Origin of the sequence: Pseudomonas sp. SO81 (assembly GCF_030374125.1) — a bacterium.
GTDB lineage: Bacteria > Pseudomonadota > Gammaproteobacteria > Pseudomonadales > Pseudomonadaceae > Aquipseudomonas.
Window position 1 is genome coordinate 2,717,170 of record NZ_CP126126.1, and the last position, 21,722, is coordinate 2,738,891.

23 protein-coding genes are annotated in these 21,722 nt (G+C 68.0%); 12 read left to right on the forward strand and 11 right to left on the reverse strand.

The annotated features are described in order from the left end of the window. Positions 1 to 5: 5 nt before the first annotated feature. The gene (locus tag OH686_RS12640; RefSeq protein ID WP_289532982.1) at positions 6 to 626 is read right to left on the reverse strand and encodes a TetR/AcrR family transcriptional regulator; all 621 of its coding nucleotides are present in this window, start codon (positions 624 to 626) and stop codon (positions 6 to 8) included. A 179-nt stretch (positions 627 to 805) separates the two neighbouring features. On the opposite strand from OH686_RS12640, the gene OH686_RS12645 reads away from it, so the two are divergent. Genes OH686_RS12645 through OH686_RS12655 form a run of 3 tightly spaced genes read left to right on the forward strand, consistent with a single transcriptional unit; the run spans position 806 to position 2,931 of the window. Beyond that, the gene (locus tag OH686_RS12645; protein ID WP_289532983.1) at positions 806 to 1,606 is read left to right on the forward strand and encodes an alpha/beta fold hydrolase; all 801 of its coding nucleotides are present in this window, start codon (positions 806 to 808) and stop codon (positions 1,604 to 1,606) included. 55 nt (positions 1,607 to 1,661) lie between these two features. Beyond that, positions 1,662 to 2,543, forward strand: a complete 882-nt coding sequence (locus OH686_RS12650) for an alpha/beta fold hydrolase (protein ID WP_289532984.1) — start codon at positions 1,662 to 1,664, stop codon at positions 2,541 to 2,543. A gap of 1 nt (position 2,544) precedes the next feature. Then, on the forward strand, positions 2,545 to 2,931 hold the full coding sequence (locus OH686_RS12655) for a DUF7079 family protein (RefSeq protein ID WP_289532985.1): 387 nt from the start codon (positions 2,545 to 2,547) through the stop codon (positions 2,929 to 2,931). On the opposite strand, the gene OH686_RS12660 is transcribed toward OH686_RS12655, so the two are convergent. Continuing rightward, positions 2,913 to 3,317, reverse strand: coding sequence for a DUF3301 domain-containing protein (locus OH686_RS12660; protein ID WP_289532986.1), 405 nt, complete (start codon positions 3,315 to 3,317; stop codon positions 2,913 to 2,915). The two genes, OH686_RS12655 and OH686_RS12660, sit on opposite strands and share 19 nt — an antisense overlap. Before the next feature lie 129 nt (positions 3,318 to 3,446). Here OH686_RS12660 and OH686_RS12665 point away from each other — a divergent pair, with 129 nt between their 5' ends. From OH686_RS12665 to OH686_RS12680, 4 genes are all read left to right on the forward strand, one after another. Then, positions 3,447 to 3,980: a TFIIB-type zinc ribbon-containing protein gene (locus tag OH686_RS12665; RefSeq protein WP_289532987.1), complete on the forward strand. Its 534-nt coding sequence runs from the start codon at positions 3,447 to 3,449 to the stop codon at positions 3,978 to 3,980. Positions 3,981 to 3,988: 8 nt separating this feature from the next. Further along, positions 3,989 to 5,242, forward strand: coding sequence for a hypothetical protein (locus OH686_RS12670; protein ID WP_289532988.1), 1,254 nt, complete (start codon positions 3,989 to 3,991; stop codon positions 5,240 to 5,242). A gap of 62 nt (positions 5,243 to 5,304) precedes the next feature. Next, positions 5,305 to 5,670: a DUF2946 family protein gene (locus OH686_RS12675; protein WP_289532989.1), complete on the forward strand. Its 366-nt coding sequence runs from the start codon at positions 5,305 to 5,307 to the stop codon at positions 5,668 to 5,670. A gap of 54 nt (positions 5,671 to 5,724) precedes the next feature. Beyond that, entirely contained in the window at positions 5,725 to 7,101 is a 1,377-nt protein-coding gene (locus OH686_RS12680) for a PepSY-associated TM helix domain-containing protein (protein ID WP_289532990.1), read from the forward strand. Positions 7,102 to 7,142: 41 nt separating this feature from the next. Here OH686_RS12680 and OH686_RS12685 read toward each other — a convergent pair whose 3' ends face one another. Next, the gene (locus tag OH686_RS12685) at positions 7,143 to 7,625 is read right to left on the reverse strand and encodes an acyl-CoA thioesterase (protein WP_289532991.1); all 483 of its coding nucleotides are present in this window, start codon (positions 7,623 to 7,625) and stop codon (positions 7,143 to 7,145) included. Between the two features lie 182 nt (positions 7,626 to 7,807). Here OH686_RS12685 and OH686_RS12690 point away from each other — a divergent pair, with 182 nt between their 5' ends. Beyond that, positions 7,808 to 8,515 carry a tetratricopeptide repeat protein gene (locus OH686_RS12690; protein WP_289532992.1) on the forward strand — a complete coding sequence of 236 codons (708 nt, stop codon included), beginning with the start codon at positions 7,808 to 7,810 and terminating at the stop codon, positions 8,513 to 8,515. Positions 8,516 to 8,519: 4 nt separating this feature from the next. Here the strand turns inward: OH686_RS12690 and OH686_RS12695 are convergent, their stop codons facing one another. Both OH686_RS12695 and OH686_RS12700 read right to left on the reverse strand, forming a co-directional pair. Further along, positions 8,520 to 9,887, reverse strand: a complete 1,368-nt coding sequence (locus tag OH686_RS12695; protein ID WP_289532993.1) for a glutamine synthetase family protein — start codon at positions 9,885 to 9,887, stop codon at positions 8,520 to 8,522. A 104-nt stretch (positions 9,888 to 9,991) separates the two neighbouring features. Continuing rightward, positions 9,992 to 11,383, reverse strand: coding sequence for an aspartate aminotransferase family protein (locus tag OH686_RS12700; RefSeq protein WP_289532994.1), 1,392 nt, complete (start codon positions 11,381 to 11,383; stop codon positions 9,992 to 9,994). 189 nt (positions 11,384 to 11,572) lie between these two features. Here OH686_RS12700 and OH686_RS12705 point away from each other — a divergent pair, with 189 nt between their 5' ends. The 4 genes from OH686_RS12705 to OH686_RS12720 all read left to right on the forward strand — a co-directional run bounded on the left by OH686_RS12705 (position 11,573) and on the right by OH686_RS12720 (position 16,208). Next, on the forward strand, positions 11,573 to 12,235 hold the full coding sequence (locus OH686_RS12705; RefSeq protein ID WP_289532995.1) for a GntR family transcriptional regulator: 663 nt from the start codon (positions 11,573 to 11,575) through the stop codon (positions 12,233 to 12,235). Positions 12,236 to 12,338: 103 nt separating this feature from the next. Then, a complete protein-coding gene (locus OH686_RS12710; protein WP_289532996.1) occupies positions 12,339 to 13,937 on the forward strand; it encodes a tetratricopeptide repeat-containing response regulator in 1,599 nt (532 codons plus the stop codon). Then, positions 13,934 to 14,614, forward strand: coding sequence for a sensor histidine kinase (locus OH686_RS12715; RefSeq protein WP_289532997.1), 681 nt, complete (start codon positions 13,934 to 13,936; stop codon positions 14,612 to 14,614). The genes OH686_RS12710 and OH686_RS12715 overlap by 4 nt, the downstream gene beginning before the upstream one ends. A gap of 208 nt (positions 14,615 to 14,822) precedes the next feature. Next, positions 14,823 to 16,208 (forward strand): pectin acetylesterase-family hydrolase, encoded by a 1,386-nt coding sequence (locus OH686_RS12720; RefSeq protein WP_289532998.1) that lies wholly within the window; start codon positions 14,823 to 14,825, stop codon positions 16,206 to 16,208. A gap of 3 nt (positions 16,209 to 16,211) precedes the next feature. On the opposite strand, the gene OH686_RS12725 is transcribed toward OH686_RS12720, so the two are convergent. The 6 genes from OH686_RS12725 to OH686_RS12750 all read right to left on the reverse strand — a co-directional run bounded on the left by OH686_RS12725 (position 16,212) and on the right by OH686_RS12750 (position 21,666). Beyond that, positions 16,212 to 16,853 (reverse strand): hypothetical protein, encoded by a 642-nt coding sequence (locus tag OH686_RS12725; RefSeq protein ID WP_289532999.1) that lies wholly within the window; start codon positions 16,851 to 16,853, stop codon positions 16,212 to 16,214. Between the two features lie 91 nt (positions 16,854 to 16,944). Continuing rightward, positions 16,945 to 17,352, reverse strand: a complete 408-nt coding sequence (locus OH686_RS12730; RefSeq protein ID WP_137973991.1) for an SMI1/KNR4 family protein — start codon at positions 17,350 to 17,352, stop codon at positions 16,945 to 16,947. A 135-nt stretch (positions 17,353 to 17,487) separates the two neighbouring features. Then, positions 17,488 to 19,485, reverse strand: a complete 1,998-nt coding sequence (locus OH686_RS12735; RefSeq protein ID WP_289533000.1) for a PhoX family protein — start codon at positions 19,483 to 19,485, stop codon at positions 17,488 to 17,490. 105 nt (positions 19,486 to 19,590) lie between these two features. Next, positions 19,591 to 20,040, reverse strand: coding sequence for a 3'-5' exoribonuclease (locus OH686_RS12740; protein ID WP_289533001.1), 450 nt, complete (start codon positions 20,038 to 20,040; stop codon positions 19,591 to 19,593). 93 nt (positions 20,041 to 20,133) lie between these two features. Continuing rightward, on the reverse strand, positions 20,134 to 20,976 hold the full coding sequence (locus OH686_RS12745) for a Tim44 domain-containing protein (protein ID WP_289533003.1): 843 nt from the start codon (positions 20,974 to 20,976) through the stop codon (positions 20,134 to 20,136). 114 nt (positions 20,977 to 21,090) lie between these two features. After that, positions 21,091 to 21,666 carry a TetR/AcrR family transcriptional regulator gene (locus OH686_RS12750; protein ID WP_289533004.1) on the reverse strand — a complete coding sequence of 192 codons (576 nt, stop codon included), beginning with the start codon at positions 21,664 to 21,666 and terminating at the stop codon, positions 21,091 to 21,093. Positions 21,667 to 21,722 lie beyond the last annotated feature (56 nt).

Genomic DNA, 21,722 nt, shown 5'->3' on the forward strand with positions numbered 1-21,722 from the left:
CGAGTTTAACTTTGCGCAACTTGCAGGTAGTTGCAGACCAACCGGGAAAGTTCCGCCGGGAGAACTTCCCGAGGGGTCACGCCGAGGCTGCCGACCATGGTGAAGTAGTTCAAGCCAGAGAGCAGCAGATGGGCACTGAGATCGGCCGCCTGTTCGGGTACAGGATGCTTCAGGCTGTCGCGGTGGCTCAGCACGATGCGGCCGAATGCCTGGCCGATGTAGGCGTTGAGCTGGTGGAAACGCTCGCGGAACTGCGGGTCTATCGAGCTACGGCGGATCAGGGCGCGGAGCAGGCCTTCGCTGCCGTCGAACAGGCGCACCACGCCACGGATGAAGGCCTCCACCTGGGCATCCAGCGGCAGCGCCTGGCGCGTCAGGTCCGCCACCAGGGCATCGACGGCGGCGCGGCTCTGCTCGACGAAGCGCTCGTGCACGGCGTACAGCAGTACGTCCTTGTCACCGAGCAGGCGGTAGAAGGTGCCGACCGAGGACTCGGACAGCTGGGCGATCTGGGAGATGCCGGTCTCTTCGAAATGGTTGTTGGCCAGCAGATCGGCAGCGACGTTCAGGAAGCGTTCCAGAGCCTTCTTGCTGCGTGCCTGGGTGGGACTGGCAATGCTGTACATGGTCAATTCTCGATACGGCGCAGGTCGATTCTAGGGGGTTTGCCAGGGCAAGGCAAATAACGCAAGAGTGCAATAAGAAGACGCCGGAAAGTTATCCGAACGAGCAACTCATTTAATTGCCGAAGTGTGCGCGGCAAGGCCGGTTTATTGTCATTGATAAATGCAGAGAAGAACTTTCCATGAACTATCTGAACTTGCCCAATGGCCGTTTCGCTTATATCCGTCAGGGCCAGGGTGCGCCCGTGTTGCTGTTGCACGGACTGGGCTCTTCGCTGCTCGACTGGCAACCGCAGATCGAGCACCTGGCGCAGCACTGCGAGGTGATCGCCATGGATGTGCGCGGCCACGGCCGGAGCGAGCCGTTGCGGGCGCCGGTGAGCATGGCCGAGCTGGCCGGCGACGTCGCCGCGTTCATCCGCGCCCTGCAGATCGCACCGTGCATCCTGGTGGGCATCTCCATGGGCGGCATGCTGACCTTCCAGCTGCTGGCCGAGCATCCCGAGCTGGTGCGCGCGGCGGTGGTGATCAACAGCGCGCCGAGCTTTCCGGTGGACTCCTGGAAGGTGCGCGGGCAGATCTGGCTGCGCCTGGGCCTGGCGCGCCTGCTCGGACTGCCGACGCTGGCGAAGGTGCTGGCCGGCAAACTGTTCCCCAAGCCCGAGCAGCAGGCCCTGCGCGAGTTGGTGGCGGAGCGTCTGGCGAGCAACGACCGCACCTCCTACCTGCACGCCATGCGCGCCATCCCCGGCTGGTCGGCGCTGCCGGCGGCGGGCAGGGCGCAGGTACCGCTGCTGGTGGTCAGCGGTGACCGCGACTACACCCCGCTGGACTACAAACGCGGCTATCTCGATCAGCTGCACGACGCGCGCCTGGAGGTGATCGAGGATTCCGGCCACGCCACGCCGCTGGACCAGCCGCAGCGGCTGAACCGGCTATTGCAGGCCTTTATCGCCGAGCATTCGGCGCCTTTGCCGGCCTGACTCGGCTGCAGCGCGCCGCTACACTGGCCGCAGTTTTTCCGCTGCGGCTTTTTCTATGCAATTGCTCCCCTGGTCCCATCCGACTTCTGCCGGCTTCACCCTCACCGGCTGGCACAGCCCGCCCTCCGGTAAGCCGCTGCTGCACTTCCTGCATGGCAATGGCTTCTGCGGGCGCACCTACGAGCCGCTGCTGGCCGACCTGGCCGAGCACTTTGACCTCTGGCTGTGCGATGTGCAGGGCCATGGCGACACCGAGCACGGCGGCCGCTTCCATGGTTGGAACCGCAGCGCCGAGCTGGCGGTGGAGGCCTTCGAGGCCGGCCGCGGGATCTTCGGCGAGGTGCCGCGCTTCGCCCTCGGCCACAGCTTCGGCGGGGTGCTCACCAGCCTGATCCTGGCGCGCCATCCGCAGCTGTTCCGGCGTGCCGCGCTGCTCGACCCTGTGCTGTTCAGCAAGGCGATGATGGGCGTGATGGCGCTGTCCGAGCTGGTCGGCCTGCACCGGCGCAATGTCATGGCGCAGAAGTCGGCGGCGCGTCGGCGCCACTGGCCGGACCGCGCCAACGCCTTCGCCCTGCTGCAGGGCCGCGGCATCTTCCGTGGCTGGACCGATGCCGCGCTGCAGGCCTATGTCGATCATGCGCTGAAGGAGGCGGCGGACGGCGGGGTGGAATTGAAGTGCCGACCGAGCCGCGAAGTGGACATCTTCAGCTCCTTCCCACGGCGCCTGTGGCCGTCGCTGGCCCGGCTGAGCACTCCGACCCTGCTGCTGTACGGCAACAAGACCTATGCCTTTGTCGGCCAGTCGGCCAAGCGGCTCAGCGGGCTGAACCCGGTGGTGAGCATCGCCGAGGTGCCCGGCGGGCACTGCTTCATGCAGGAGCATCCCGCCGACACCGCCACGCGGGTGCTGGCCTTCCTGCAGTCCGAGGCCTGAGATGGGCGCCAGCCGCGAGGATGTCTGGCTGGCGCTGTCCGAACTGTGGCTGGACAACCAGCTGGACCAACACGACCACCGCCATATCGCCGCCGTGCTGCACGCCAGCGCCCTGCCGCTGGCCGAGCTGCAGGCCATCTATCTGGAGGAAGTCGCGCCGTTGCTGTGGGGCAACCACTGGGTGACGGCGGGTGTGTGGAGCGGCTTCGACCCCCTGTGGCTGAGTGCCGGCTGCCGGGTCAACCAGGCGCGCCGCGCGAGTCGCTGGCACCGCTGGCGCTGCCGTCTGCTGCGCAAGCCGATGACCTACGCGGCCGAGCCGGAATGGCGACAGGTGCTGCTGTGCCTGCAGGAGCTGCAGGGCGAGGCTCAGTCGACCCGGCGCTGATCGTCCGGGCGCGGGTGGCTGCGCCGCCAGTCGTCGAGCTGGATCACCTTGTCGTCCTGCTGGGGCGCGGCGTGGAAGGGATGCGCCTGCAGCCCGATGCCGCCGAACTGGCGGCCATACATGCTGATGCTGCCGCTCAGGCGCTGCTCGCCGGTGACGGTGAACTCGAAATCGTAGATGCGCGCCACCCGGCGCTGGCCGCGGGCATCGCGGACCAGGGCCAGGCGACGGAAGGCGACATTGCCGTCGAGTAGCTCGATATCCAGCTTGGCGCAGTGCTGCTTGGCCAGGGCCAGTGCGCGCTCGCGAATGCCATGGCCGCGCCACAGCCAGGCGCAGGCGGTGGCGAACAGCATCAGCAACAGCACATCCAGCAGATCGATCATGGGGGCTCCGGCAGTCACAGGCCCAAGCTTAACCGATCCGTGACGCCTCGCTCAGCCTGCGCTTGAGCCGGCCGGGGTTCTTGGATAGGGTCGCGCCCAGCGCTTCATCACCGAGAAAAGGACTTTTCCATGCATTGCCCCGCCTGCCGCGACTCGCAACTCAAACCGACCAAGCTCGACGACGGCCTGCTGGCCCATGGCTGCGAGCAGTGCTCCGGCGCCCTGGTGGCGCTGCTCTACTACCGCGACTGGGCCGAACGTGCGCCGCACAGCGAGGTGGCCGAAGCCGGGCTGCAGGCCGAGCCGGCCAGCGAAACGCCGCAGGCGCTGACCTGCCCGAAGTGCGCCAAGCTGATGAGTAAGTTCCAGATCAGCGGTACCCGCGGCAATCGCCTGGACCTGTGCACTTCCTGTGACGAGGCCTGGCTGGACGGCGGCGAATGGCAGCTGCTTAAGGCCCTGGAGCTGAGCCGCAAGATGCCGGCGATCTTCAGCGAGGCCTGGCAGCGCCGGGTGCGCCAGGAGAGCGCCGAGCAGGCCCGCCGCGAACGCTTCACCCGCCTGGCCGGCGCCGAGGCCGTGGCCCGCGCCGACGAGGTCCGCGCCTGGCTCAAGGACCATCCGCAGCGCCGCGAGCTGCTGCATTACATCGGTCACGAGTGAGGCGGGCGATGAAGAAGTGGCAGAAAGTTCTGCTCGGCACCGTGCTCGTGCTGGGCGCGGGCGCCTGGCTGTGGTGGCAGGACGAAGCGCTGAACCCGCAGGCCAGGGCCTGGCTGGACGAGCCGGCGGTCCCCGCCGACAGCACCGCCTACTACCAGTTGCTGGGCCTGGATGCGCCCGCCGGCCAGGACCCGCAGAAGGTCGGCCGTCAGCTGGCGCAGGCGCACCGCCAGCGGCGGGCCGAGCATGGCCCATACGATCAGATGCCCCCTGCCGTCGACGGCCAGCGTATCGAGCTGCCCGGAAAAGAGCTCTGCGCGCTCGGCGAGGGTGATTGCCTGCAGCAGCTGCGTCAGGATCGCGCGGCGCTGGCCGCTTTGCTGAGCCGCCATGGCGAGCTGCTAAGACGCTACGAGAGCCTGCTGGCGCTGAACGACTACCGTACCCTCAGCCAGCCGAGCATGGACGAGCCGCTGGCCAACTTCACCACCCTGGACCGCGCCAACCGTTTGCGCGCGGCCCAGGCCCTGGCGCTGGCCGTGGATGGCCGTGGCGAGGAGGCGCTGGCCGTTCTGCAGCAGGATGTGCGCCTGCTGCGCGACTGGCTGGCGCGGGCCGACAACCTGATCCTCAAGATGGTGCTGGTCAATCAGCTGGGGCATGACCTGGACAGCATCGCCGCGCTACACCGTGCCGGTCTGGTATCGGCACCGGCCGCCCAGGCACCGCTGAGCGAGGCGGAGCGTTCGCTGGAGGCACCCATGCAGCGCGAGTTCGTCCTGGTGGGCTCGGGACTGCTGACCCTGGTGGACAATCCGCAGACTGCTGCCGAACTGGGTGCATCCAAATGGCAGCTGCGCCTGATGTACAAGCCGCATATGACGGTCAACGACATGCTGCCGGACTACGAACGGGTGGCCGCCGGTTCGCGGCTGGAGACCGCGGCCTTCGTCCTCACCTTGGGCACGCCAGCTCGGACGGAGCTATCCATCTGGCGCCGTATGCGCAATCCGGTCGGCGCGATTCTCGGCGACGTCGCCATGCCCGACTTCAACAAATACCTGGCGCGTCTGCATGATCTGGACGCCAAACTGGCCCTGTTCAGTTCTCTGGGCCAGGCGGTGCCGGAGGCGGACAATCCCTACCGGCCGGGTCAGCGGGCGAGCTGGAATGCGAAGCGCCAGGCCTACTGCTTCACTGGCCCGCTGAAGGACGAGCAGGGCGTGCGCTGCCTGTCCTGGCCTGCGCCGCCGGTGCAATAGCGGCTATGCTTGCACCCGGAGCGCGCTGGCGCCCCTTCCTTTGCCGAACCGGATAGTCGTCCTTGCCCTCGACCCGCCACCTACAGAGCACCGCGCGCCTGGCCCTGCTGGCCATGTTCCTGCTGCTGGCCGCGCCGCTGTTTTCGCAGGGCCTGGCCAGCGCCGCGTCGACGCCTGCCTGGCTGAGCGAGATGGCCTGCGGCGAAGGTGGCCACGACCAGCTGCCGCACGACCAGCCGCTGTGGGCCCAGTGCGGCTACTGCACCCTGCTGCTGTCCAGCCCGGCGCTGACCGGCACCCTGCTGGGCCTGGATGGCGCGGCGATCTTCGTTGCCACGATTCCCGCCATGGTGCTGTCCACTGTGCTGGGCGAACCGGTCATCCCTCACGACGCGCCGCCGCGCGCACCGCCGCAGCGCTCCGTCTGATCCTTTCCATGGGGCCGCAGAGCCCTTCGATTCGACCATCGCGGAGCATCACTCGTGAGCAAGCCCAAGGTTTCCTTCTACAACCTGGCCTGGCGCTGGCACTTCTACGCCGGCCTGTTCGTCATTCCCTTCATGATCCTGCTGGCGCTGACCGGCATCGTCTATCTGTTCAAACCGCAGCTGGACCAGCTGATGTACGCCGAGCTGCTGCAGGTGCAGCCGGCTGGCACGCCGCTGTCCGCCGACCAGCAGCTGGCGCGCCTGCAGCAGGCGCTGCCCCAGGCCCAGGTCAGCCAGTACCTGCCACCGGCAGCCGCCGAGCGCAGCGCGCAGTTCGTCGCCACCCTCGACGGGCGCAAGACCAACCTGTTCCTCGATCCCTACAGCGGCGCGCTGCTCGGCCAGCAGGATGCGCAGAACAATCTGCAGGCCATCGCCCGTGCCCTGCACGGCGAGCTGCTGATCGGCCCGATCGGCGACCGCCTGATCGAGCTGGCCGCCGGCTGGGGCATCGTCCTGGTGGTGTCCGGCCTGTATCTCTGGTGGCCGCGTGGGCAGGGTGGCGCCGGTGTGCTGTGGCCGCGCCTGTCCGCCCGCGGGCGTCTGCTGTGGCGCGACCTGCATGCGGTGACCGGTTTCTGGGGCAGCGCCGTGCTGCTGTTCATGCTGCTCACCGGCATGACCTGGACCGGCTTCTGGGGCGCCCAGTTCGCCGGCGCCTGGAACCATTTCCCAGCGGCCATGTGGGATGCGGTGCCGCAGTCCGACCTGCAGGCGCGCAGCCTCAACACGGCGGCCGACCAGACCGTGGCCTGGGCGGTGGAAAACACCCCGCTGCCGCAATCCGACCCGCACGCCGCGCACAACGGCCATGCTCCGGCCGCCGCGCAGGCTGCGGCGGCGCGCATCGGCCTGCAACAAGTGGTCGATAGCGCCAGCCGCCTCGGCGTGCAGCCGGGCTACAGCATCAGCTTCCCGGCGGACGACAGGGGCGTGTTCACCGTCGCCCTCTTTGCCGACGACCCGCGTAACGACGCCACCCTGCACCTGGACCAGTACAGCGGCAAGGTCCTGGCGGACCTGCGCTGGGCCGACTACGGCCTGGTGGCGCGGGCGGTGGAGAGCGGCGCGATGCTGCACGAAGGCAAGATGTTCGGCCTGGCCAACCAGTTGCTGATGCTCGCCGTGTGCCTGCTGATCCTGCTCGGCTCGATCAGTGGCCTGGTGATGTGGTGGAAGCGTCGGCCCGAGGGACGCCTGGGCGTGCCGCCGCTGCGTCACGACCTGCCGCTGTGGAAGGGCGGGGTGGCGATCATGTTCGGCCTCGGCCTGCTGTTCCCGCTGGTGGGGGCGTCGCTGGTGCTGGCGCTGCTGCTGGACTGGCTCGGCCAGCGCCTGGCCCGGCGCGGAGCCGAGGCAGTCGCCAGCTGAGAGCGGGCGCACCCGCCGTTGCGGCGGGTGCGCCGGAGTGCTCAGCCCTCGCTGTCCAGGGACTGGTAGCGCTGCTCCAGTTCCTGGCGGATGGCCCGGCGTTTCTGCGCCAGCTGGTAGCGGCGCTGCTCCTCCGCCGTTTCCGGCTGCAGGGCTGGCACCGGCATGGGCTGGCCGTGCTCGTCCATCGCCACCATGGTGAAGAAGCAGCTGTTGCTGTGACGCACCGAGCGCTCGCGGATGTTCTCGGTGATCACCTTGATGCCGATCTCCATGGAAGTGCGCCCGGTGTAGTTGACCGAGGCGAGGAAGGTCACCAGTTCGCCGACATGCACCGGCTCGCGGAAGATCACCTGGTCCACCGACAGGGTCACCACGTAGCAGCCGGCGTAACGGGCGGCGCAGGCATAGGCCACCTCGTCGAGGTATTTGAGCAGGGTGCCTCCATGGACGTTGCCGGAAAAGTTGGCCATGTCCGGGGTCATCAGCACGGTCATGGAGAGTTTGCTGGTTGCGAGTTCCATCTTGTGTCTCATAGGCAGTTTTAAGGTGCTGGCGATGCAGTCCTGCGGGGTCTGCTTGTTGTTATAGGTGCTGCCTGTGTACTTCGCTTTGCCAGCCCGGCGCACCATGCAACTTTGCGGCCGTTGCCCGGCGGCTGCGCGGCGGAGCCATTAAGCTTGGACTTTCGCCAGGGAGGACGGACATGCGCATTCATCTACTTGCCCTACTGCTGCTGCCTTTTGGGGCGCCCTGCACTGCGGCGCAGCAGCCTTGCGACAGCCCCGCCGCCTGCAACCAGGCCGGCACGGCCGCCTACCAGGCGGGCCGGTACGCCGAGGCCATCGAGGCCTTCGAGCGGCAGCTGAACCGTGCCGAGCAGGCAGAGGATCGGCCGGCCCAGGAGCTGGCGCTGAACAACCTGATGCTGGCCAACCTCAAGGCCGGGCATGCCGGCATGGCCCGCGCCTGGTTGCAGGTGGCGCTGCGCAACGACTTCGATGGCCCCGCCACCCACCACAACCTGGCCAAGGTCGGCGAGCGCGACCTGTCCGTGCTGTCCGGCGTGGTGGAGGGCGAGTACCGACGCTACGCCGGCCAGGCGGCCTGGAGCACCCTGCAGATCCGTCGCGAGGGCACGGGTTATCGCGCCTCCTTCGCACCGATCCGCGCCGGCCGCGACGTGCAGGAATGGGGACCCGCGGCCATTGGCGAGCTGGACGGGCGATTGAGTGGCACCGGCGATTATTTCGAGCTGCAGGATGCCGGCCTGGCGACCGAGTGCAGGGTGCAGCTGTTGCGCGACGGCATGCGCCTGCGGGTGCTGGAGGTGTTCGCCGACGCCTGCCAGGAATACGGCGGTGCCGGCATCAGCGTGGCCGGCGACTACTTCAAGGTAGAGGCCGGCCGCTGATCTCTCAGGCGTGGGTCAGGTACCAGCGCCAGTCCTGCTCGCCGACCTCGCCCATGAACTGGCCGAACTCGGCCCACTTGATCGCCAGGAATACCTTGAGGAAGTCCTCGCCCAGTGCCTGCTTGGCCCAGCTCGACTGCTCCAGGTTGCGTAGCGCGGTCAGCCAGTCGGTGGGCAGGGTCTCGCGGGCCTGCTCGTAGCCGTTGCCGACGATGGCCTCGCCCGGGTCGATCTGGTGGCGGATGCCGTGGTGGATGCCGGCGAGGATCGCCGCCGCCGCCAGGTAGGGGTTGGCGTCGGCACCGCAGATGCGGTGCTCCACATGCCGGCTCTTGGCCGGGCCGCCCGGCACGCGGAACGACACGGTGCGGTTGTTCACCCCCCAGCTCTTGGCCAGCGGCGCGTAGCTGTTGGCCTGGAAGCGGCGGAAGGAGTTGGCGTTGGGGCAGAAGATCGCCAGGGCGTCGTTGAGCGTGGCCATCATCCCACCGATGGCATGTTTCAGCAGCGGCGTGCCGTGGGGGTCTTCGCTGGCCATCAGGTTGTTGCCGTCGGCGTCTGCCAGGCTGACGTGCATATGCAGGCCGCTGCCGGCCAGGTCGCCAAATGGCTTGGCCATAAAGCAGGCTTGCAGCCCGTGCTTGTTGGCCACGCCCTTGACCAGGCGCTTGTAGCGCACTCCTTCGTCGACCGCCTGCAGCGCGTCGAAGCGATGCTCCAGGGTCAGCTCGACCTGGCCCGGGGCGTATTCGGAGATCGCCGTGCGCACCGGCAGGCCCTGTACTTCACAGGCGGCGTAGAGGTCGTCGAGGAACGGCTGCAGCTGCTCCAGTTCGTACACGCCATACACCTGCGGCGCCTGCGGGCGCACGCCGTTGGCCTGCAGCGCCGGTTGCGGGCGGCCATTGGCGTCGCGCTGCTTGTCCAGCAGATAGAACTCCAGCTCCACCGCCATCACCGGGTGGTAGCCGTCGGCCTTGAGCGCGTCGATGGCGCGCACCAGCACATGCCGCGGGTCGGCCGGACTGGCCGGCAGGCCCTGGGTCGGGTGCATGCTCACCTGCAGCTGGCCGGTGGGCACCGTGCGCCAGGGTTGCAGGGTCAGGCTGCCGGGGATCGGGTAGGTCCAGCAGTCGGCGTCGGCGACTTCCCAGACCAGGCCGCTCTCTTCCACGTCCTCGCCCTGGATGGTCAGCGCCAGGATCGAGCTGGGCAGCGGCCGGCCGTTCTCGTAGATGGCCAGCAGCTCGTCGCGGTGCAGCAGCTTGCCGCGCGGGATGCCGTTGGCGTCGATCAGCATCAGCTCGATGCTGCGCACTTCGGGATGGGCGGCGAGGAAGTCGCGGGCTTCCTGGGGATCGGCGAATTGCATGGTGGTGTCCTTTGTTCTCCCTCTCCCCTCGGGAGAGGGTTGGGGTGAGGGGAGAGTCCCTCATCCGCCCTTCGGGCACCTTCTCCCAGTGGGAGAAGGGATGTTCAGATTCTTGCGCCGGGAATGGCCAGCAGCTCGGTGAGAGCCTGGTCGAGCATGCCGATCAGCTTGTCCACATCATCCGCCGTGGTGCTCGGGCAGCACAGGGTCATGTTGTGGAACGGGGTGATCAGGATGCCGCGGTTGATCAGGTACAGGTGCAGGGCCATCTGCAGCTCGTCGTGGAAGGCCGCCTCGGCCTCGGCGCCGGTCTTCGGCGACACCGGGCAGAACTGGAACTCGCTGCGCGCGCCCAGCTCGGTCACCGACCATTTGAGGTCGTGCTTGCCGATCAGGCTACGGAAGCCGTCGGCCAGGCGCTTGGCCAGCGGCAGCATGTGCGCGTAGGCGGCCGGGGTCATCACCTGTTCCAGGTTGGCGCGCATGCAGTGCATGGCCAGGGCGTTGGCCGAAAGCGTCGTGCCCATGCCGCTGTGGCCGTGACCATGGCCGCCCTCGCTGGCGCGTTTGCGCGCTGCGGTCATGGCCTCGGCCATCGCCGCGCTGCAACCGAAGATGCCGCAGGGCACGCCGCCGGCGATCGGCTTGCCGACCACGAAGAAGTCCGGGTCGAGGTCCCACAGTTTCGTGCAGCCGCCGATATCGGTGGAGATGGTGTGGGTCTCGTCGATGATAAACAGCGCGCCATATTTGCGGGTCAGCTCGCGACACTTGTGCATGAAGCCCGGCTCGGGCAGGACCATGCCGATATTGGTCATCGCCGGCTCGCAGAGCAGGGCGCAGACGTCGCCCTGGGCCAGAGCGGCTTCGAGGGCCGCCACGTCATTGAACGGGATCGAGCGGCTGTACTGGGTCAGGTCGTAGGCCTGGCCGACCAGGCCGGAGCGCGGCACGGTCTCGCCGTCGCGGTAGCGCACCATCACGTCGTCCACCGTGCCGTGGTAGCAGCCATCGAACACCAGCAGGGTCTTGCGCTGGGTGATCGCGCGGGCCCAGCGCAGCACATAGCGATTGGAGTCGGTGGCGGTGGCCGTGACCTGCCAGAATGGCAGGCCGAAGCGCGCCGCCAGCAGTTCGCCGCAGACCACGGCGTCTTCACCCGGTAGCATGGTGGTCAGGCCGTTGTTGCCCTGTTCGGCGATGGCGTTGGCGATCGGGTCCGGGGAATGGCCGAACATGGTGCCGGTGTCGCCCAGGCAGAAGTCGATGTACTCGTGGCCGTCCACGTCATAGAAGCGCGCGCCCTTGGCGCGTTCGACGAACAGCGGCACCGGTGTCGACCAGTCGGCCATCCAGTGCATCGGTACGCCGCCGTACAGGGAGTGGCGCGCACGTTCGGCCAGCGCCACCGACTTCGGATTGCGGGCAAGGAAACGCTCGCGCTCGCGGTCGGCGAAAGTCGCCACGGCGGACGGGCTGATACCACTGGAAGTCATGTTGCACACCTCGTTCGAATTTCCGCACATGCTATTTTGTGATCACAGAAATAGCAATAAGTGGTTTAATCGAGCCTAAAAAGCGCTTTTAGCGCGTTTATGTGATCACAAATCATCAGGAGTAGACCATGCGTGAATGTTCCCTGACCCTCAGCCAGCTTCCCGCACCGCCACGGGGCTACTGAAATCATGGCCGATAATCTGCAGGAAAGACTCTACCAACGAATCCGCGAAGGGCTGCTCGCGGGGCGCTTCCAGCCAGGCGAGCGCCTGAAGATCCGCGACCTCGCCGCAGAATGGGGTACCAGCCCGATGCCGGTGCGTGCCGCGCTGCAACGCCTGGTCGCCGAGGGCGCGCTGGAGGGCGAGCCGCAGCGCTCGGTGCGCGTGCCGCTGATGACCCGCGAACGCTACCAGAACATCTTCCAGGTGCGCCTGGGCCTCGAAGGCCTGGCCGTGGAACTGGCGACGCCGCACCTGAGCCCCGCCGACATGGCCGAGCTGCGCGACTGCGTGCAGCGCATGGACCTGGCCATCGAGCAGCGCCAGGTGCAGGACTATCTGGAGGCCAACAGCCGCTTCCATCTGCGTCTCTACGGCGCCTGCGGCAACCCGGTGCTGCTGCGCAGCATCGAGTCGCTGTGGCTGCAGATCGGCCCGTTCTTCAACCGCCTGTTCACCGGCGCCGACCTGTCGCTGCGGCTCAACGACTTCCACGAGGAAGCCTTCGCCGCCATCGAGGCCGGCGACGCCAAGGCCGCGCGCAAGGCCATGGAGCAGGACCTGATCTACTTCGCCCGCTTCCTCCTCAACCTGCTGGAGCTGGAAGGCACGCAGCCGCGCGCCCGCTGAGGCCGGGGTCCAGGGGCCTGTCTCGACTGGGTAATAGTCCTGATCGAGACAGGCCCGATTCCTGGCTTACACTGAACCTCCCCGGCCCCAGGAATGCCCTCCGATGCAGGACTACAGCCAGCAGCGCTTTCTGATCGTCGACGACTTCAACGACTTCCTCAGCTCGGTGAAAGCCATGCTGCGGGAGATGGGTGCGCGCGACGTGGATACCGCCAACCGTGGCGAGGAAGCCATCGCCATGTGCCGGCAGAAGCGCTACGACATCATCCTCCACGACTACAACCTGGGCGCCGGCAAGAACGGCCAGCAGGTGCTGGAGGAGCTGATCGCCGCACGCCTGATCAGCCACCTGTGCATCTTCGTCATGGTCACCGCCGAGAGCAGCCAGGCCATGGTGCTCAGCGCCCTGGAGCACGAGCCGGACGCCTACCTGACCAAGCCGTTCAACCGCGCCAGCCTGGCCCAGCGTCTGGACAAGCTGATGGAGCGCAAGACGCTGCTCAAGCCGGTGCTGCAGGCGCTGGACAAGCAGGCCCCGGCCGAGGTGCTGGCCGCCTGCGACCGCCTCAGCCAGCAGGACAAGCGCCTGTTGCCGCTGTGCCAGCGCTACAAGGCCGGCGCCCTGCGCGAGCTGGGCCGCAGCGAGGAGCTGGAGCGCCTGCTCAATGCCGTGCTGGCCGACCGCGCCATTCCCTGGGCCTACCAGGGGCTCGGCGCGCTGCTGCTGGCGCGGGGCGAGCACCTGCATGCGCGGCAGATCTACGAGAAGGCCCTGCAGACCTTTCCCATGCAGCCCGGGCTGTACGACGGCCTGGCCGCCGTGCTCGACGCCGAGGGTGAAGCCAAGCGCGCCCAGGAAATACTCGAGGACGCCGTGCGCCTGTCGCCCCTGGCCATCCGCCGCCAGGCCCAGCTGGGCAAGCTGGCCCTGCGCAACGAGGATTTCGCCGGCGCCTCCAAGGCCTATCGCAGCGCCATGGAGCAGGGTCGCCATTCGCGCTTCAAGAGCCCGGAAAACTACCTGGGCCTGAGCCAGGCGCTGATCGCCGGCGCCGGCGAGGAGGGCCTGGACAAGCGCGCCCAGGCCGAGATCAACCAGACCCTGGCCGAGCTGGACAACCAGTACGCCAACGACCAGGCGCTCAAGGTGCGTTCGCGCCTGATGCAGGCCAGCAGCCTGCATAAGGCCGGTGACCCGGTGCGTGCCGCGCAACTGGCCGAACAGGCGGTGGCCGGCCTCGAGCAGCTCGGCGAGTTCTTCTCCGCCGAGGCGGCCCTGACCCTGGCCACCCAGCTCAAGCAGCTGGGCCAGGCCGAGGCCGGCGAGGGCCTGCTGAAGAGCTGCGTGGAGATCTATGGCGACGACCCGGCCGTGCTGCAGGGTGTGGCCAGGCTGACCAGCGATCCGTCCATCCTCGGCAGCGCCAAGGAGGCGGTCGAACTCAACCGCCAGGGCGTGCGCGCCTACCAGCTGAGCCGTTTCGGCGACGCCCTGGAACTGTTCCGCCGAGCCCTGGCGCTGCAGCCGAAGAACATCAGCATCGCCCTCAACGCCGCCCAGTCGCTGCTGCGCGCGGGCGGCGAACAGGCGGAACTCGCCGAGGAATGCCGCGCCTGCCTCGATGCGGTGCGCATGATCCCGCCCAGCGACCCGCGCTACGAGCGCTACCAGCAGCTGCGCCGCAGGGTGTTCGGCGAATGAGCGGGCTGGACTTCTCCACTGTGATCGCCTCCACCGTGCACGACATGAAGAATTCCCTGGCCATGCTCGGCCAGGCGCATGCCCAGTGGCTGGCGCAGTTGCCGGAAGAGCTGCGTGGCGGCAGCGAGCGCGGGGTGATCGAGTACGAATTCGCCCGCCTCAACGGCATGCTGGTGCAGCTGCTCGGCCTGTACAAGCTGGGGGTCAACCAGCTGCCGCTGCGCCCCGGCTATCAGGAGGTGGAGGACTTTATCTGCGCCCAGCTGGCGCGCCACGACGAAGTGCTGCACAGCCGCAGCATCGCCGCCCGCTGCGAGGTGGAGGAGTTCGACCTGATGGGCTTCTTCGACCAGGAGCTGCTCGGCTCGGTGGTGGCCAACGTCATCGCCAACTCCATCCGCTACGCGCGCAGCGCCCTGCTGATCAGCGCCCGCGAGGAACACGGCCAGCTGCTGCTGAGCATCAACGACGACGGCGTCGGCTACCCGACTGCCATGCTCGACCAGCAGGCCGACTACGTGCTCGGCCTCAACCAGAGCAGCGGCAGCACCGGCCTGGGCCTGTACTTCGCCGCGCGCATCGCCGAGCTGCACGAGCGCAACGGCGTGCGCGGACGCATCGAGCTGCGCAACGGCGGGCCGCTGGGCGGCGGCGAGTTTCGCATCTACCTGCCCTGACAGATGGCCGGCGATGCCGGCGCTATCGCGTTGGTTCGCATCTTTTTTCGGTCTATCCCGAATCAATATAAGGGCGCTTTGGGCCTTCACCGCGCCATGTACTAGCGTGCCTCTGGTACCCCGTCCCGCACGCGGGACCATCGCGCAGCATGGAGGCGTCCGGCAGTAGTCCGTGCTCGTACAACAAGAACAAGACGAGGACACGCTGATGAAGTCTGCCTTGCTGACCTGCTGCCTGTGCGTCATGGCCCTGCTGGCCACCCCGGCCCACGCCGAACTGGGTGATTACAGCTTCTGGAAGACCCTGCTCAACCTGACCATGCCGCCGCCGGCGGACAACAAGGTCACCCCCGAACAGGGCCTCGGCCCCTATCCGCTGCTGAACAACCCCGGCGGCTTCAACTCCGGTTTCAAGCCCGGCAACTACTACGGCTGGCAGACCGTGCAGCTGGCGCCGCAGACCGGCGCGGTATGCGGCAACGGCTCGCCCTACAAGTTCTTCGTCAACCGCGTGCCGAACACCACCAACACCATCATCTACCTGGAGGGTGGCGGCGCCTGCTGGGACTACGCCAGCTGCACCGGGCAGAGCGGCATCCGCGGGGCGCGCAACCCTGACGGCATCCCCGACGACTACATGAGCCTGCTCAACCCCGGCGCCAGCCTGGTCAGCCCGCTGGTGGTGCGCCTGCACCCCTGGACGCGGACCAAGCCGCAGAACTGGAACATGGTCTACGTGCCCTACTGCACCGGCGACATCTACTCCGGCGACAAGGTGGCGGTGTACCAAGATCCGCTGAACCAGAAGCCGCCGCTGATCTGGCACCACAACGGCCTGCGCAATACCCGCGCGGTGGTGGCCTGGCTGAAGAACAACCTGCCGCGCCCGGCCCAGCTGCTCACCACCGGGTGCAGTGCCGGCGGCGCCGGCAGCCTGACCAACTATGTGGGCATCCGCCAGGACATGGAGCCGACCCGCGGCTTCCTCCTCGACGACTCCGGCCCGGTGTTCAGCGCACCGCCCGGCAGCGATATCGCCCAGTACCCGTCGCGACCGCTGCAGGACTATATCCGCGCGGCCTGGGGCCTCAACGAGGGGCCGGTGCCCTACCTGCAGAGCCGTCTGCCGGGGCTCGATGGCGCCGACCTGGGCAGCCTCTATTCGGCGCTGTCGAGCAACCTGCCGGGTGATCGCCTGGGCCACACCCACTTCTGGCAGGACCTCAACTACTCGTCCTACTCCTACGAGCGCTTCCATCCGGACATCATCAACGCGCCGGATGCCGCCACCAAGGAGGCGCTGATCCACGCCAAGTGGGCGGTGGATACCGAGCGCCTGCGCGGCCAGCTGACCAACCTGGGCAACTTTGGCGGCTACTTCCCGCAGTACCGGGCGGTGAACGAGAGCCACTGCACCAGCATCATCGAGTTCGCCAACTCGGATGTGCAGGAGCAGAACCTGCAGCTCGACCACTTCGTCAACAATCTGCTGGAGGGCAGCGGCACCGTGCTGTCGGCCTCGGAGAGCAGCGACGCGGCGGACAAGGCCAAGCCGTTCAATCTGCTCTATTACATCCTCGATCAACTGCTCTAGGGCTTATTGATACGCCTGCTCCCGCGCCTCCTGCAGGCGCTGGCGCAGGTACTGGTCGCGGCTCAGGCCGTCGGGAATGCTGTCCATGCCCAGCACCTCGTCGACGATGCGCTTCTCGTCGGACTTGTATTGGGTGAAGCGTGCATGCGGAGTTTTGTTGCGTGCTTCGCGCTCCTGGCTGAGCGCCTGGTAGCGGGCGACCAGAGCATCGGCCCGGGCCTTCTGCGCTTCCTCGTCGCCGCCCTCGGCCTGGGCCAGGCCGACCTGCAGCAACAACGCCTCGCTCAATGCCAGCTCGCCTGCCGCCTCGCGCCGGTCGATCTCCTTGGCCAGGGCCGCCGCGCGCTGGCGGCGCTGCGCCTCGTCGAGGTCGGCGGCGGACTTGATGAAGCCCTGGTAGTCGGCGCCGAACTGCAGGCGGGCCTGGTAGTCCTGCACCGCGGGGGAGTCGAGCAGTGCCCGCTGGGCGCTCGGGTCGAGTGAGGGCGCGTCAGCACGTTCACCGCTGGCCGGATTCGGCGCCGTTGCTGCGGTGGACGATGTGTCGGTGACCGGCTCGGAGCTGGCCAGGCCCAGCCACAGGCCGCCGCCGACGGCGAGGCCCGCGAGAGCGGCGGCTAGCAGGCGGGAAGTGATCTTGGCCATTGCCCTGAGTCCCTGGGGTGCACAGGTTGCCAGTTAAGCCCATGGCCAGGGCGGCTTCCAGCGTGGCGGCGGTGGTCGTCAGCCGGCCGGCTCAGCTCTCCAGCCACACGTCGCGGCACCAGTGCCAGACCGAGTCCCAGCTCTCGTCGGTCAGCTCGCCCTCGCTGCCGTCCCACAGCCAGACAGTGCCTTCCACGTCCACCGCGTAGTAGTCGCGGCCGTCCTGGCACAGCGGCACCAGATCGCGCGGCAGGCCGCGGTCCCAGGCCACCGAGGCGACTTCGGGGAGGTAGGTGTGCGAGTGCGGGTCGCTGGCGGTCACCGGCTCCAGGCGGCCGTAGACCACGTCGCTGACCTTGAGCAGGTATTCGCGCAGCTCGAACGGCAGGTGGATGAGAAGCTGCTCCTGGATCTCCACCAGGGTCTCCTCTTCCGGCAGCTCCAGCGGCACCGGCACCGGCTCGTTGAGTTCGCGCAGTTGATCGATGACTTCTTCCACGGGGCGTCTCCTGGCAAGCGGATTCGGCTAGAGGGTAGCCGATTGCAGGCGCGTTTTACCCTGTGCGGCGGGTGAGGGGAAGCGCGAGGCAAAAGAAACCCGGGCTTGCCCGGGTTTCTTTGGTGCGGAGCGGCGTTACATCAGGCGCTTGCCGTCTTCGCGGGTGATCACCACGGTGGCCGAGCGCGGGCGGCGTCCCGGGCCGTCCGGCCAGGTGCTGAGCAGGTTGCTGGCGGTAGAGCCTTCGCCCGGGTGCTGGATGTTGACGAACAGGGTGCGGAAGTCCGGCGTGGCGCTGATGCCGGTGACCTCGGCGCCGATCGGGCCGATCAGGAAGCGCTTGATCTCGCCCGTGCGCGGGTCGGCCACCAGCATCTGGTTGTGGCCGAACGGGCCGCTGGCCAGTTGGCTGCCGCTCATGTCGGTCTGGATCCACAGGCGCCCGTCCGGGTCGAACCACAGGCCGTCCGGGCTGGCCAGGATGCTGGCGTCGTCGAGAGGCTGGCCGTTGGGGCCGCGGCTGTCGGATTGCGGCCCGGCGAGCAGGAAGATGTCCCAGTTGAAGCGCTTGCCGGCGTGGTCGCGGCGGTCTTCGCGCCAGCGGATGATGTGCCCGTAGGGGTTGGCCGCGCGCGGGTTGGCGGCGTCCGCCACGGTGCGCGAGCTGTTGTTGGTGAGGGTGAAGTAGACCTCGCCGTTGTCCGGGTTGACCGCGCCCCACTCCGGGCGGTCCATCTTGGTGGCGCCGGCGATGTCGGCGGCCAGGCGGGTGTTGATCAGCACCTCGCCCTGGTCGGCGAAGCTCATCCCGGCGGCGGCGCAGGCGGCCTGGAAGGCCTTGTCGCGCAGGTCCAGGGCCAGCCAGTCGCCGCTGCCGTCGGCATTGAAGCGCGCCACGTAGAGGGTGCCCTCGTCGAGCAGGCGACCGGGCTGGCGCAGCAGCGGCAGGTACTTGCCACGGCTGACGTACTTGTAGATGTACTCGTTCTGCGAGTCGTCGCCGGAGTAGCACACCAGCGGGCGTCCGGCCTGCACCGGGGCGAAGATCAGGCCTTCATGGGCGAAGCGGCCGAGGGCGCTGTGCTTGACCGGGGTGGAGTCCGGGTCGAAGGGATCGATCTCGACGATCCAGCCGAAATGGTTGGGCTCGTTGCGATAGTCGCCGCTGGCGTCGGCTGCCTTGCGGGTGGCGTCGAAACGCTGGAACTCGTCGCCGGGCAGGGTCTCCCAACCGAAGCGGCTGGTGCTGCGCAGGCCGTAGCGCTTCAGCTCGCGCGGCAGCTCCGCATCGCGCGTGGCGAAGTAGCCGGCCCAGTTCTCCTCGCAGGTGAGGTAGGTGCCCCAAGGCGTGTAGCCGTTCGAGCAGTTGTTCTGGGTGCCTCGGCTGGCGGTGCCGTTGGGGCTGTGCAGGGTCTTGAGCAGCGCGTGGCCGCGGGCCGGGCCGACCATCTGCATCGGCGTGGCGGCGGTGACGCGGCGGTTGTAACGGCCGGGCACCACCTGCCAGTCGCCGAAGCGGTCGCGGCGGATCTCGACGATGGTCACGCCGTGGGCGTTGATTTCCTTGCGCACTTCGTCGGCCACGGTACGCAGGCCGTTGACCGTGGTTGGGCCGTTGGGGTGCAGCAGCGGCGCGTCGATGTACTCGTTGTTGAACACCAGCAGGCCGTGGTTGGAGCGGCGACCGCCACCATGGCGGCCGTCGATGGGGAAGAAGTGCATGCCGTCGTGGTGCATGCCGACCTGCTCGGCCTGGTCCTGGGCGCTGTTGCTGGCGTCTTCGAGGAAGGCCGGGAAGCGCCCGCTGATCGGCGTGCCCCAAGGCACGCAGACGCTGGCGCGGTAGCCGGCAGGCACCGTGATGCTGTCGGCGCGGCCCACCGGCAGGGCGTCGAAGGGCAGGCGGTTGCGCTTGCCCCAGCCGTGCCTGGCACCCTTAGCGCTCTGCTCGGCCGCCTCGACTGCCTGCGGCAGCACGCCGAGGAAGCCGAGCGCGCCGACGGCCACGCCACCGGCGAGGATTTGTCGGCGACGCTGGTCGATCAGCTCGCTCATGTGCGGGTTGCTGGAATGGTTGCTGGGGAGTTCATCGCCGCTGCCAAACAGCACGGCGTTCTGGTCATCGAGGCTCACGGTTCGGTTCCTTCTGCTGAGGAGTTGCGGCGGAGCCATGACGCTAGCGAGCAAAGAAGACGGAACGATGACGCTGGTGTGGCGAATCGACGGGGTGCGTGCTGGTTAACGTTTCTGTTGGCGGCGCTGTGCGGCGCCGCTCATCAGGCGCGCGTCGAGCAGGGCGTGGTGGGGGATGGTGGCCTCGTCCAGATCACTGAGCAGCTCGGCGTCCTCGCGGCAGCGGACATGCTCGGGCGGGCCACCGGGGCCGAGCAGTTCGAGCAGCAGTGGCCAGTCCCAGGCCAGGGCGTCGCTGACGATCTCCACCTCGCCATCGCCGGCGAGAAAGGTGCGCAACGCATTGGCGGCCTCCGTGCGGCTGCGGCCATGGCGGCCCAGGTCCAGCTGCGGCAGGACGATCTCGTGGACGAAGGTGGAGCAGTCGGCCAGGCTCCAGCCATCGTTCAGCTCCACGTAGAACTCGGCGCCAGCCGTATCGACCAGGGCCAGGCTGATCAGCCGGTAGTCGGCCGTGAGGTTGGTGAATTCGGTATCCAGGAACAGGGTGCGCATAGCCGCTTCCTTGCTGTGATCTGGCGGCACTCTAGCAGCCGTGCGGGCAGAAAAAACCCGGGACTGGCCCGGGTTCTTCGCTACGCGATGGGATCAGCCGTTCTGGCGGATGCCGGCGACCAGCCACGGCTGGTTGTCGCCCGTGGCGCGCTCCATGCGCCAGCTTTCGCTGAAGGGCTCGCCCTGGTCGAAGCGCGAGGTCTTGGCCACGCCGCGGAAGGTCAGGGTGGCCACGGCCTTGTCGGCCAGCTCGTCGATGCCGTCCAGCTGCACTTCCAGGTCATCGATGTAGGTGGACTGGTAGCCATCGCCCATGCTGGCGCGCTCTTCCTTGAGGAAGCTGAGCATCTGCGGGGTGACGAACTCGGCGATCTTGTCCATGTCGGACGCGTCCCAGTGCTGCTGCAGGGCTAGGAAGTGCTCGCGGCCGGCGTTGACGAAGCGCTGCTCGTCGAACCAGGCCGGGGCGTTGAAGGCCGGGCGCGCCGCTGCGGAACCACCGAAGATCGGCTGCTGTTGCGGCATCTGGCGCTGGAACGGCGCACCGGCGCCGGCGGGTTGGCCGTGCGCCTGGCGCTGCCGACGGGCGGCCAGAAGACGGAAGATGACGAAGGCGATCAGGCCGATGATCAGGAAGTCGAAGATCTGCATGCCCTGGAAGCCGTCGCCCATGAACATCGAGGCGAGCAGGCCACCGGCGGCGATGCCGGCCAGCGGGCCGAGCCAGCGCGAGGCACCGCTGGCGGGGCGGCCAGCAGCGGCGGTGCTGTTGGTGGCGGCCGGCTGGCTGGCCTTGGGCGCATCCGCCTGGCGGGTCTGGTGGGTCGGCGCGGAGCCGAACGATTTGCCGCCGCCCATGCGCTTGGCGGCGCTGGCGTCGAGGCTGAGGGTCAGACCCAGGCACAGGGCCAGGGTGATGCTGAGAAAACGCTGCATGAGGGGTAATCCCGCTGAGGTTGTGATTCGCGCGCCATGCTGCCGCAGTGTTGGGACCCTGGCCAGTCGCAGAATGTTTCCGAATTTATGTGCGGCCGCTCCGACCCGCTCCGTCTAGCGCAACAGCCAGCCCAGCGGCCCGCAACGCAACAGGCGGCGAAGCAGGGCCCGCTGGTCGGCCTCGTTCTCCTCGGGGTGGCGCAGCCAGTGCACGAAGCTGCGCAGGAAGGCCGCACTGAGCAGGCTTTCCTCGGCCACACGTGACAGGTGCAGGTTCTGCCGCCGCGCCGCCTCGCGCCACCACTGCACGGTACGGCTGACCCGCAGCAGGGCGCCGGCCTGCAGGTGGATATGGCCGAGCTCCAGCTTGTACAGCAACATCTGCCCGGTCAGCGCACGGTGCGCGGCCATGCCGGCCAGCCAGGCCATGTGTAGTTCTTCCAGGCGCTTGCTGGCGCTCAGGGCGGCGAGATCGGCGCCCTTGGCGCGCTCGAACAGCGCCTGGTCGGCGCGATCCAGCCAGGCCTCGACCAGATCGTCCTTCTGCCGGTAATGCCGGGCGATGGCGCCGAGGTCGCAGTCCAGCGCCGCGGCCACGTCATGCAGATGCAGGCGTTCCCAGCCGCAGGTTTCGGCCAGGTCGAGGGCGGTATCGAGGATCTTGTCGGCGGTTGGCGTCGAGCGGGGCATGCGGATTACCTCCGCTCGACAGTATGGACAGCCTGCGCGGCTGCTGGCACAGGACT

Coding starts and splice junctions, on each gene's coding strand:
- OH686_RS12725 (WP_289532999.1), bottom strand. CDS start 16,853: ATGGCCAAGATCACTTCCCGCCTGCTAGCCGCCGCTCTCGCGGGCCTC.
- OH686_RS12715 (WP_289532997.1), top strand. CDS start 13,934: ATGAGCGGGCTGGACTTCTCCACTGTGATCGCCTCCACCGTGCACGAC.
- OH686_RS12665 (WP_289532987.1), top strand. CDS start 3,447: ATGCATTGCCCCGCCTGCCGCGACTCGCAACTCAAACCGACCAAGCTC.
- OH686_RS12745 (WP_289533003.1), bottom strand. CDS start 20,976: ATGCAGCGTTTTCTCAGCATCACCCTGGCCCTGTGCCTGGGTCTGACC.
- OH686_RS12740 (WP_289533001.1), bottom strand. CDS start 20,040: ATGCGCACCCTGTTCCTGGATACCGAATTCACCAACCTCACGGCCGAC.
- OH686_RS12660 (WP_289532986.1), bottom strand. CDS start 3,317: ATGATCGATCTGCTGGATGTGCTGTTGCTGATGCTGTTCGCCACCGCC.
- OH686_RS12695 (WP_289532993.1), bottom strand. CDS start 9,887: ATGCAATTCGCCGATCCCCAGGAAGCCCGCGACTTCCTCGCCGCCCAT.
- OH686_RS12650 (WP_289532984.1), top strand. CDS start 1,662: ATGCAATTGCTCCCCTGGTCCCATCCGACTTCTGCCGGCTTCACCCTC.
- OH686_RS12720 (WP_289532998.1), top strand. CDS start 14,823: ATGAAGTCTGCCTTGCTGACCTGCTGCCTGTGCGTCATGGCCCTGCTG.
- OH686_RS12700 (WP_289532994.1), bottom strand. CDS start 11,383: ATGACTTCCAGTGGTATCAGCCCGTCCGCCGTGGCGACTTTCGCCGAC.
- OH686_RS12690 (WP_289532992.1), top strand. CDS start 7,808: ATGCGCATTCATCTACTTGCCCTACTGCTGCTGCCTTTTGGGGCGCCC.
- OH686_RS12640 (WP_289532982.1), bottom strand. CDS start 626: ATGTACAGCATTGCCAGTCCCACCCAGGCACGCAGCAAGAAGGCTCTG.
- OH686_RS12705 (WP_289532995.1), top strand. CDS start 11,573: ATGGCCGATAATCTGCAGGAAAGACTCTACCAACGAATCCGCGAAGGG.
- OH686_RS12645 (WP_289532983.1), top strand. CDS start 806: ATGAACTATCTGAACTTGCCCAATGGCCGTTTCGCTTATATCCGTCAG.
- OH686_RS12710 (WP_289532996.1), top strand. CDS start 12,339: ATGCAGGACTACAGCCAGCAGCGCTTTCTGATCGTCGACGACTTCAAC.
- OH686_RS12655 (WP_289532985.1), top strand. CDS start 2,545: ATGGGCGCCAGCCGCGAGGATGTCTGGCTGGCGCTGTCCGAACTGTGG.
- OH686_RS12685 (WP_289532991.1), bottom strand. CDS start 7,625: ATGGAACTCGCAACCAGCAAACTCTCCATGACCGTGCTGATGACCCCG.
- OH686_RS12670 (WP_289532988.1), top strand. CDS start 3,989: ATGAAGAAGTGGCAGAAAGTTCTGCTCGGCACCGTGCTCGTGCTGGGC.
- OH686_RS12750 (WP_289533004.1), bottom strand. CDS start 21,666: ATGCCCCGCTCGACGCCAACCGCCGACAAGATCCTCGATACCGCCCTC.